Annotated in this window: 7 protein-coding genes and 1 other annotated feature; all 7 genes read right to left on the bottom strand. The window is 48.7% G+C overall.

Annotated elements, in window-relative coordinates; translation table 11 throughout:
• Nucleotides 1-295: 295 nt before the first annotated feature.
• The gene (locus tag VZT47_RS07805; RefSeq protein WP_330224411.1) at nt 296-1450 is read right to left on the bottom strand and encodes an ABC transporter substrate-binding protein; all 1155 of its coding nucleotides are present in this window, start codon (nt 1448-1450) and stop codon (nt 296-298) included.
• A 154-nt stretch (nt 1451-1604) separates the two neighbouring features.
• Nucleotides 1605-1793 (bottom strand) — a binding site (T-box leader).
• 129 nt (nt 1794-1922) lie between these two features.
• Nucleotides 1923-3170: an ATP-binding protein gene (locus VZT47_RS07800; RefSeq protein ID WP_330224410.1), complete on the bottom strand. Its 1248-nt coding sequence runs from the start codon at nt 3168-3170 to the stop codon at nt 1923-1925.
• A gap of 236 nt (nt 3171-3406) precedes the next feature.
• On the bottom strand, nt 3407-3745 hold the full coding sequence (locus VZT47_RS07795) for a hypothetical protein (RefSeq protein ID WP_330224409.1): 339 nt from the start codon (nt 3743-3745) through the stop codon (nt 3407-3409).
• Between the two features lie 825 nt (nt 3746-4570).
• Nucleotides 4571-5206, bottom strand: a complete 636-nt coding sequence (locus tag VZT47_RS07790) for a YigZ family protein (RefSeq protein ID WP_330224408.1) — start codon at nt 5204-5206, stop codon at nt 4571-4573.
• Nucleotides 5207-5228: 22 nt separating this feature from the next.
• Nucleotides 5229-6428: an ATP-binding protein gene (locus VZT47_RS07785; protein WP_330224407.1), complete on the bottom strand. Its 1200-nt coding sequence runs from the start codon at nt 6426-6428 to the stop codon at nt 5229-5231.
• Between the two features lie 609 nt (nt 6429-7037).
• Nucleotides 7038-7682: a hypothetical protein gene (locus tag VZT47_RS07780; protein WP_330224406.1), complete on the bottom strand. Its 645-nt coding sequence runs from the start codon at nt 7680-7682 to the stop codon at nt 7038-7040.
• A gap of 247 nt (nt 7683-7929) precedes the next feature.
• On the bottom strand, nt 7930-9234 hold the full coding sequence (larA, locus tag VZT47_RS07775) for a nickel-dependent lactate racemase (RefSeq protein ID WP_330224405.1): 1305 nt from the start codon (nt 9232-9234) through the stop codon (nt 7930-7932).
• Nucleotides 9235-9901 lie beyond the last annotated feature (667 nt).

Raw genomic sequence — 9901 nt, 5'->3', positions numbered from 1 at the left:
TAATTGTCTGTTTTTAGGAGTAAATCCTTAAGTGTGTGCCATTACCTATCGAGGGGAGCCTTTCCCATTCGCATGCTTTGCTTTACTGTCACATGACAACAAAGAATACGGTCCTTTCACCCCCGCCTGTGCTGAGCCCCCATATATACTCATTGCCGCATCAGCGGCAATACCTTCACGAACCACGAACCACGAACCACGAAATCTCGAAATTTTCTCAAGCGGGGCGTGCCGTGGTGAGGCTAACTCACGAATACCGAAGCTGACTCAGACCACACCAGTCGTCAACGAGCTTTTACTCTACTACAGAGTATTTCCCATCCTTCATCTTCATCAGGATCAGATCCACCACGGGATCTCTCTTTTCATCGAAGGAGAAGGTGCCGCAGACGCCTTTGAAATCTTTCATAGCTGCCAGGGCATCGCGGATTTTCTTTGTATCCGTCGTGCTTTTTGCCCGTTTCATGGCATCCATGGCCATGTAAATTCCATCGTAGGAAGCTGCGGCAAACTGGTCCGGTGCGTGGCCGTATTTCTTTGTGTAATCAGCCACGAATTTCTGTACTTTTTCATCTTTTCTTTCCGGGGACCACATGGAGGAGACATAGACATTGTCTGCGGCGGCACCTGCCATTTTGCCCAGTTCCGGAGAAACGAAACCGTTATCTCCCAGGACCGGCTGGTTCATCCCCATTTCTCTCATCTTTTTCAGGATGCGGGAGCCTTCCTGATAGTAGGAGCAGACTACGATGACATCGGGATTTTTGGACTGGATATTGGTGAGCTGGGCAGAATATTCGCTGTCTTTGGAGCCGAAAGTTTCCACATCCACCACATTGACTCCCAGTTCATCCATGGTTTTCCGGAAATATTTCTGCGCCGTCACATGCTGTTCATTATCATGGGCATAGAGGACAGCGGCGGTCTTATAACCCAGGATTTTATAGGTTTTCTTCACGGTCTGGGGGATATTCTTTGATTCCGGTACGGAATTCCTGAAAATGCAGTCTCCCATGTCGGTGATATTTTCTGCCGTTACGGAAACTTCCAGGGATGGAACTTTTGCATTCTGGATGATAGGTCCTGCCGCTTTGGCTTCATTGGAAGTCATAGGTCCGATAAGGATGGCCGCTTTATTCTGGATCATTTTTTTCGTGGCATTCATGGCTTCTGCCGGAATGGCTTTTGTATCTTCAATCATTAAATCGATGGGGAAATCGCCTCTGGCATTGATTTCTTCCACAGCCATACGGACTCCTTCTTCTTCCGATTTGCCATAGGCCGCAGCTCCGCCGGAGAGGGCGGCGGAAAATCCGATTTTTGCCGCATTCTGGGCGCCGGAGGAAACGCCGTTTCCTTTATTTCCTCCGCAGCCTGCCATTCCTGCCATCACGATAGCTGCCATGGAACAGATGCCGATCATTTTCATTGCCTTTTTAAAATTTCTCATTTTCATTGCCTCCATTTTCTGTCCAGGCAGCTAAAACGCCCCTGGAGAATTCTTTGAAATTTCTCCAGGGGCGTCATCCGCGGTACCACCCTGTTTTATCGCTCAGCGGAGTATAAGGAGTCTCCCGTAAAAGAAAAGCCTCTGTCCCAAACGGGACAGAGGCGATATTCGCGGTACCACTCTGTATTATACTCCATGTCCATAACGGGGACTCCCGCCTTCTCTACTCTGTTCGATCCGGTGCTCCCAGGAGAGTTTCGTCTCATGCCCCATACCGGTTTTCACCATCCACCGGCTCTCTGCCATGGCCCTCAGGAGACTTTTTCCTGCTCATCGCTTTTTCTTAAGTTGCTTAAGATATTACACGATGGAAATATTTCTGTCAAGGGGGATTTCAGAAAAAAGTGATCAGTGGTCAGAGGTTAGCCATTAGCCGTCAGTTGTCAGCAGCCGGAAAAACAGTCGAATGATTTCAGTGTATTTCATCTGAAAGCAGCCATTTCAAAGCATTCATTTTGCGAATGCCGTTATAACTGGCTTCGGATTCCAGTTCATCGAGGGTGAGAAGAAACTTGGGATACTGATCCTGAATCTGCTGCAATGGTTTCAGTTCCCTTTCAAGGACCATGGGATCCAGCGTGGAGAGGGCCACCTGATAATATTGCGGTCCTTCATTTCCTAAAGCCACGAAATCCACCTCGGTCTGATCCATTTTTCCCACATACACCGTTTTATAGCGCCGAAGGAGTTCCAGATAGATCACATTTTCCAGCTGATGGCCCAAGTCTTCGCCCCGCCGTCCGAGCGCCCTGTTTCTCATGCCCAGGTCCACGGCATAATATTTCGACAGAGTAGACAAAAGCTGCTTACCCCGGATATTATAGCGGGGCGCTTCGTAGAGAATCAGACTGTCTTTCAATCCTTTCACATATTTTTCCAAAGTTTTGCTGTCCGTTTTCCTGCCCATACTGGTCAGGGAATCCGCAATCTTTTTGATGGAAATCAGGCTTCCCACATTGTCCATGAGGAAACGAAAAACACTTTCCAGCCGCATGACGTCAGTGATTCGATGCCTGGCTGCCACATCTTTCAGCATAATCGTACTGTAAATCCCGTCCAGGTACACGTCGACATCTTCCTGCCTGCCATCAAACCGCAGTGTATAGGGGAAAGAGCCCTGCTGAAGGTATGCATTGAAATTGGCCATTACGCTTCTCTTAGACGCATTGGCATCGCCTGTACAGAATTCCCGAAAAGACAGGGGAAGCATGGAAATCTCCACATACCGGCCGGCCAGAAGCGTGGCCAATTCTCCCGACATAAACCAGGCATTAGAACCAGTCATGTAAATATCCAGATTGCTGTGAAGAAAAAGGCTGTCCACAGCCCTTTCAAACTGCGGGACCTGCTGGATTTCATCAAGAAATATATAATTCATCCTGTCCGGGAGTGCGTGAGAGAGCACATATTCGTGAAGCTTCCTGTAATCGGTGAGCGCTGAAAACCGTAAATCTTCGAAATTAATGGAAATCATCTGCTCCGGGGACACATTTTCTTTCAGGAGCTGCCTTTGAAACAGGGTAAATAAAGTAGACTTCCCACAGCGCCGCACGCCGGAAATGACTTTAATCAGCCGCTTTTCCCTGAACTGCTGCAGGAAATTCAAATAATCAGGACGAGATATAAGTTCCATCAGTTTCACCCCCGAAATGATTTTCATTTTATTTTCTCCATTATAATCCAAAAATGTCATGAAAAAAGAAGTTTTTGGAAATAAATCCAAAAACTTCTGAATTTTAAATACTTTTTGGATTATAATCCCAAAAGTATAATTCGAACACAGGCGAAACATCAAAATAATCAGTCTGAGAGCGCAGTCATTCTCACGAACAGGATTCTGATCACTTTTTATCACACTTTTTTCGAAAGAGGCAAAAAAGAAAGTACGCCCCTCATTCACTTTCCCGCCCACTCCGCCACTTCCGGAAGAGTCAGTGAAAAATGAATCACCACGTCGGGATAGCCCTTCACGGGGAGCCATCCCCGGATTTTTCCCTCTGAGGGCCGGTCGATGCCTGCTTTTCCCGTAGACAGGACTCTCAGTTTGAGGCAGCCCCGGTGATTTTCCGGCGATTTCCTCGCTGCGCAGATTTCGCCCACTTTCATGCCCTGAGAAGCAGCAAAAGGATTCACCGCAAGGGTATGATGAGTCCGGTCCACAATCCTCGCCACTCCCGGGAATGTATCCCAGGTCTCATGGAAAGAATGGATGAGATCGGTGTAGTCCTGCTCCATAATTCTGCTCCTTTGATGGTTTTTCGTTTTTAGCCGCTAGTTATCAGTTTTCGGTTATCAGTTGTCCAAAAGTCCCCGATAACTCCGAAATCCGGGAAATGGACTCGAAGGGGCTCACCGATGCAAGGCTGACTCCCGAATACTGTATGAGCCCCAATCCACAGCAACTGCCAAACTGTACAAAGATATACGTTACGCATGGAACATGTATAGTCAATTCCGATGGCGGCCATCGTACGCCCCTTCACCCTGTCGGGAGCTCCCCTGACGCGGGGAGCAAGTCATGAGCGATGTCGGACTATGCGTGTCACAAAAGTCAATCCGCCTCGCCTGTGCACATTACCCATACAAAATTCCGGCGCATCAGCGCCGCACCTTCCCGATACCCCCGACAGCCCCGATCCCCCCGAAATCTCGAAAATGGGCTGAAAGCCATATGCCGTGGTGAGGCTAAGACCCGAAAGCCGTATGAGACTCAAACCCGGGTAACTGCCCATCGTCTCGTCAGTTCCCATATAAAATCATTGGCTGCATCAGCAGCCAATCCTTCACGAACCACGAATCACGAACCACGAAATCTCGAAATTTTCTCGAATGGGGCGTGCCGTGGTGAGGCTAACTCACGAATACCGTACGAGACTCAACCCCTGGGTAACTGCCAATTGACTCATTCAATTCCCCATATATACTCATTGCCGCATCAGCGGCAATACCTTCACGAACCACGAATCACGAACCACGAAATCTCGAAATAGACTAGAAAGCGGCTCGCCGAGGTGAGGCTAACTCACGAATACCGTATGAGACTCAACCCCGGGTAACTGCTTAATGACGCTCTATCTTCACATACTCCTCCCCCAGTTTATCGATTCCCGCTTTTCCTCCGGTGAGGTCGGTGAAGAAGCGGAGATGGGTTTTTGCCTCGCCCGGGAGGCAGAGAATGGTCATCCGTACTTTGTCTGCAAAGCTGCGGTTTTTGACGATGATATCCTTGTCTTTAATATAATTTTCAAATCCCCCCACCGCCGGATAGGGCAGGATGATTTCATAGCATTCATAAGGGGTATACATGACGATGGATGCTTCTTTGACACAATCGGCCAGAGAAGTGCTGTAAGCTCTTGTGAGGCCTCCGGCACCCAGTTTGATTCCCCCGAAATAACGGGTCACGACAGCCAGGACATTGGTGAGTTTCTGCATCTGAAGCACATGAAGCATGGGATGGCCCGCCGTTCCCTGGGGTTCTCCGTCATCTCCCGATTTTTCGAGGATTCTTTCTGTCCCGATCCGCCAGGCATAGCAGTTATGGGTGGCATCCTTATATTGTCTGCGAAAGCCATCCAGTGCCCTCTGGGCTTCCTCTTCGGAACTGACCGGCACCAGATGGGCAATGAATATGGATTTTTTGATTTCCGTTTCTTTATGAAATGGTTCCGCCGGTGCGGCGTAAGGAATAAGCATAGATCCTCCCCTTTGATTCCAACTATCCCAGGAATGAGACCGGCACGGCCCGGGAACCGTTTTTAAATGGTTTCGGCTCTCTGATCATGGCGATGGTACCGCCGGGATTTCTGGAAATACCGGAATCATCGAGCATGGAAAAATCGGCCATGGTGGGAAGCGTGGGATGAGAGGAAAGACTGAAATCCACAGGATGAAGGAAACCGCCTTCCTCAAAGAGCAGGGGGATTTCCCTTTTATTGGCTTCCCGGTAATAATAAAGCTGTTTCCTGATTCCCTGATGAATGTAACTTTTCCGGATTTCCGAAATGATGTAATTGTTATAAAGGGCTTCCCGCAAACCGCCGGTCATGGCAGCAACCGGGGAATTCCTGTTTCTTAAATAGCACACCAGTCCCGTATCCGCAAAGTAGAGCTTCGATGTGCGGATGGCTTTTTTCAAAGAAGGGTGAGTATAGGCAGGGAGGAAATAAATCACGCCCAGAGCTTCCAGAAGGTGCACCCATTTTCTCGCCGTAACGGGATTAATATCCGCTTCCCGGGCCAGGCCCTCATAATTCAGGGACTGGTCATCATCGGCGGCGAGGACCATGAGGAAATCCAGAAATTTCCGGGAACTCCGGAGCCGTACGTGCTTCTTCACGTCTGTTTCAATCAGAGAAGAAACATAACCCGCATAAAAAGCGGCGCGGTCCATGCCTCCCCGGACGGCAGGCATGAAGCCGGTCCATATTTCCCTGAAAATATCCCTGTCTGAACGGCGGGGCGCCAGAGTTTCCGCCATTTCCAGCTTTTTCAGGGAAAATTCAAAAGGCGCAAGACTGATGCCATCGATTTCCATCATGGAAAGAGGGGCCAGTTCAAAAAGGGCCGCCTGATTTTCTTCAAAATACACCTTTTCCGGAAGACGTCCGGAATAAGCCAGCCAGTAATCACCGGGCCGGGCAGATGAAAGGGGCAGCGTCAGAAAAAGGGAAGACACTTCCTCCGCATCGTCGATGAAAATAGGAGGCTTGTGCATTTCAAAAAAGCGGTCCGGATCCTTCTTCGCCAGTTTCCGTGCCCTTTCATCGGAAAGACTCACATACGCCCTGTCCTCCGACGCCAGTTTCTGAAGCAGTGTCGTCTTTCCGGCCCCCCGCGGACCGCTCAAAAGCAGGAGCGGATATTTTCCGCCTGCCTCCCGCAATTTCCCCTCTAAAGTCCGGGAAATATAATTCATTCACTCACCCCCTATCTGTATAACTTTTATACTTATAATTTTAACTGAACTTATGAAATCTGACAACCGGATAAAGACACTCTGTGAGAAACGCTGGATTTTCATTCTGATGAAACGGGGAGTTCCATTCCGACGAAAATGACAGGGCCATCGCATTCCGGTCGGAAAATATACGTGTATTCAAACCACAGAATCCCGGGCAGCCTTCTTTTCCGTCTGCCCATAGTCCCCCATAAAAAATGAGGATGTATAGAAATAGAAATCATTACTTTTAAAAACTTCAGGGGAAACAGTGATCAGTTCGCAGTTGTAGTGGGCCATTACGCAGGAGAAGCGGCCTTTTTATATAAAAAATTGAATCATTTCCGATGAAAACCGTGTATAAAAATAGCCCGCCATCTCATTTGATGCGGGCCTCCTCCACCAGGAACTATGAACTGAAAACTGATCACTTTATAAATTTCAGTCATTCAATAGATTGTGTAATTATTGTACAGCCCCACCTTCCCGAATCACGAAATCTCAAAAATGAGCTTAAAGCGGCATGCCGTGGTGAGGCTAACCCACGAAAACCGTATGTATCTCTGCCCCCGGTAACTACCGGAAGTCTCAAGCTCCGAAATTCTTCTCCTGCTCCAGCATCCGTTTCAGCGTCTTTTCAGTCACCGGGAAATCGATGAGATCCCCTTCGCCGTTTACATATTTCACGGTGTAGGGCACATCCAGAATCTGTTCGCGGGTAAATCCAAAGTAACGGACATAGTGGGAATGCGGCATCAGGCTGTCAATGACCGGATTCATTTCATAGCGGGGATAAATCCGTTTCCCCTCTTTTTCGATGACCAGATGCTCGGACCGGTTGCTCCCCTTGGTTTCCATGGAATAGGAAATGAGGTGATGCACCGGCATATAGGCAGGAGCCACGAAAAGGATATCCTGATTCGAAAGAAGGACGTCCTTGAAATTTTCCGGAACTTCCAGAAGCCGCAGGTCTTCGGTGGAAGAAATATACATACCTGCGGTATAAGGAGTCACGACGACTACCTGGTTGGAACCGATCGTTCCATGACGCATTTCCACCCCATAATGCATGGGATTTTCCAGGAGCCCGTGTTTTTTCACGGTCTTCCCCTTTGCCCACATGGCATCATAAGAAGCAGAATCCAGGGTCATGAAATCGGCAGCGCCGGCAAAAGAAAGGGGCAGGAAAGCCATGGCCGAAAGCGCTAAAGCAGCAAGAAATTTCTTTTTCATGTTTTTTCTCCTTGAGAAAGAAAACTTAATCCCATTCTTCCGGGATAGCTTCAGGGAATTAGTTATCAGTTAATAGTTATCAGTTCTCAGTGAATGAGGCCGGCATCAGCATAGAAAGCCGGCCTTTTTTATACCTTCCTGCGCCTTCCGGATTTTAAAGGCGCCACCTTTTCTGAGAACTGTGAACTGTTAACTGATAACTTTAATTAACAGTTTTTATATTCACAGTGCCCCATTCACAAACCGGTTACTTGATATACGGCACTACCGCACTCCCATGAGGGATGACGTTGATGGTATAATCCGTTTTTCCTTCTTCCGCCAGTTTTTTCTGCGCCAGTTCCCAGGCTTCAGACACGGTGGCTACCGGAATCTGATGGGTCCTTTCGGCAAGGATTTTGAAATTTTCCGGTTTTGTCACGATATACACGGTATGGGTCATGGCAGTAATGAGGTTATCGAAAGCCACGAAAAATGGAATGGTGAAGCAGGCACGGAGGCCCTTTTCCATTTCCATCAGGTTCGGATACTTGAAACTTCCCAGATAAGCCGGCGGTTCCATGAGATCTTCCGCTTCAATCATAGTGATGATGATACCGCCTTTTTTCGCGGAAATTTCAGCCGCCGTGTAGCACTTGGTCCCCTGGTACAGATTCGTATCTTTCGGATAACCGCCGGCAGAAACGATGGTCACATCCGCCTGCTGTTTCATGGGAACTTTCTGCAGGCGGAATACCCGCCTTGTCCCTTCCAGCCAGGCTTCATAGGGATCACCGGCCACCATGGAAGCGATTTCTCCTTCTTCATTGATGATGGAATGAACGAGGAAACAGGGTTTCACCATATCACAGGCTTCCTGCATATCTTCGGAAACCGGATTGTGCTCGATCTTGAGGACCTGGGCATCCGGATTCAGTCCGCTTCCCAATTCATCCCCCAGGGCATGGCAGTGATTCTGCTGGATTGTATCCCAGCCGGCAACCCCCGGGAGGATCAGTTTCCTTCCGCCGCCAAAGCCTGCCATTTCGTGGGTGGAAACCGCATTGATGAGGATGATTTTATCTGCTTTCACCACGCGGGTATCAATCCATACATCAGTCCCCCGGGAAGTCACGCCCATATGGGTAAGCATGGATTTATCTGTGGAAACATGCTGGTACATCTTAATGCGCTTTGCCACTTCTTCCCCCACGCAGGTGATATTTTCCTCATCCCGGTGAGGCCTGTGGGTTCCCTGGGCAAAAACGATGTACATATCTTCATCCGAAATGCCCGAGCGGTTCAGTTCATTCACCACATGAATGGTAAATTCCCTTGCCCTGTTCCAGGCCCGGGTAATATCGGCCACCACGAGACAGACCTTGTCGCCTTTTTTCACCAGTTCCGAAAGAGGTTTCGAACCAATCGGATGGCGCATAGCTTCCAGCGTGGCTTCCTTCACATCACAGGCAGGAGTCGGCACTCCCACCAAAACATCAGAAATATGCTCCTCCGGCAGAAACACGGACTGGGTTCCCCGGCCATAGGGCAGCTTGAATTCTTTAAGAGCCATATTTTTCCTCCCGTACTACTTGAATTATTTTACTTATTATACTTTAGATAGAAATCAGTTACCAGTTGTTGGATAAACAGGGCAGGAAAATTTTAATGCATAATCGTTCTTCGTTCTTCGTTGTTCGTTCTTCGTGAAGGTGGCGGCGCTGATGCGCCGCAAATTTTTATGAGATTGAATGAGTCAATAGGCAGATACTGTGGATTGAGTTTCATTCGGTATTCGGGTCTTAGCCTCACCACGGCATGCAGCATTCAGCCCATTTCCGAGATTTCGGGGCGCGGGGCTCGGGATGCGGGGGGCGGGAAGGTGTGCCGCTGATGCGGCACATTTTTTATTGGGAATGTGCACAGACGGGGTTGAAAAGCCCCGTACTGCACCTTTATCACTAAACTCTCCCGGCAATTTCGTCCAGCGTCCCCCATCGGGGGAAGCTCCGCCAAAGGCGGTGAAGGGAGCTTACTATCGTACAAGTCGAAAATGACTCAAATTCCGAAATGCCTCAACAGTCCACAGCCGAGAATGGGAAAGGCTCCCCTCGAAAGGGGAGCTCGTTATTCTATAATTCTAAGTGCAACAGGAGCTAATATGATTTGTTTAAGAATCTGGTTTCCTCTCTATCCGGCATCCCTTGACGGGTCCTGAGCAAAATGATAAAATCTCCGGC

Origin of the sequence: Dialister sp., assembly GCF_036343215.1 — a bacterium.
Classification (GTDB): domain Bacteria; phylum Bacillota; class Negativicutes; order Veillonellales; family Dialisteraceae; genus Dialister.
The sequence above is the reverse complement of the archived record's forward strand: the minus strand, read 5'-3'. Positions and strand labels throughout refer to the sequence as shown.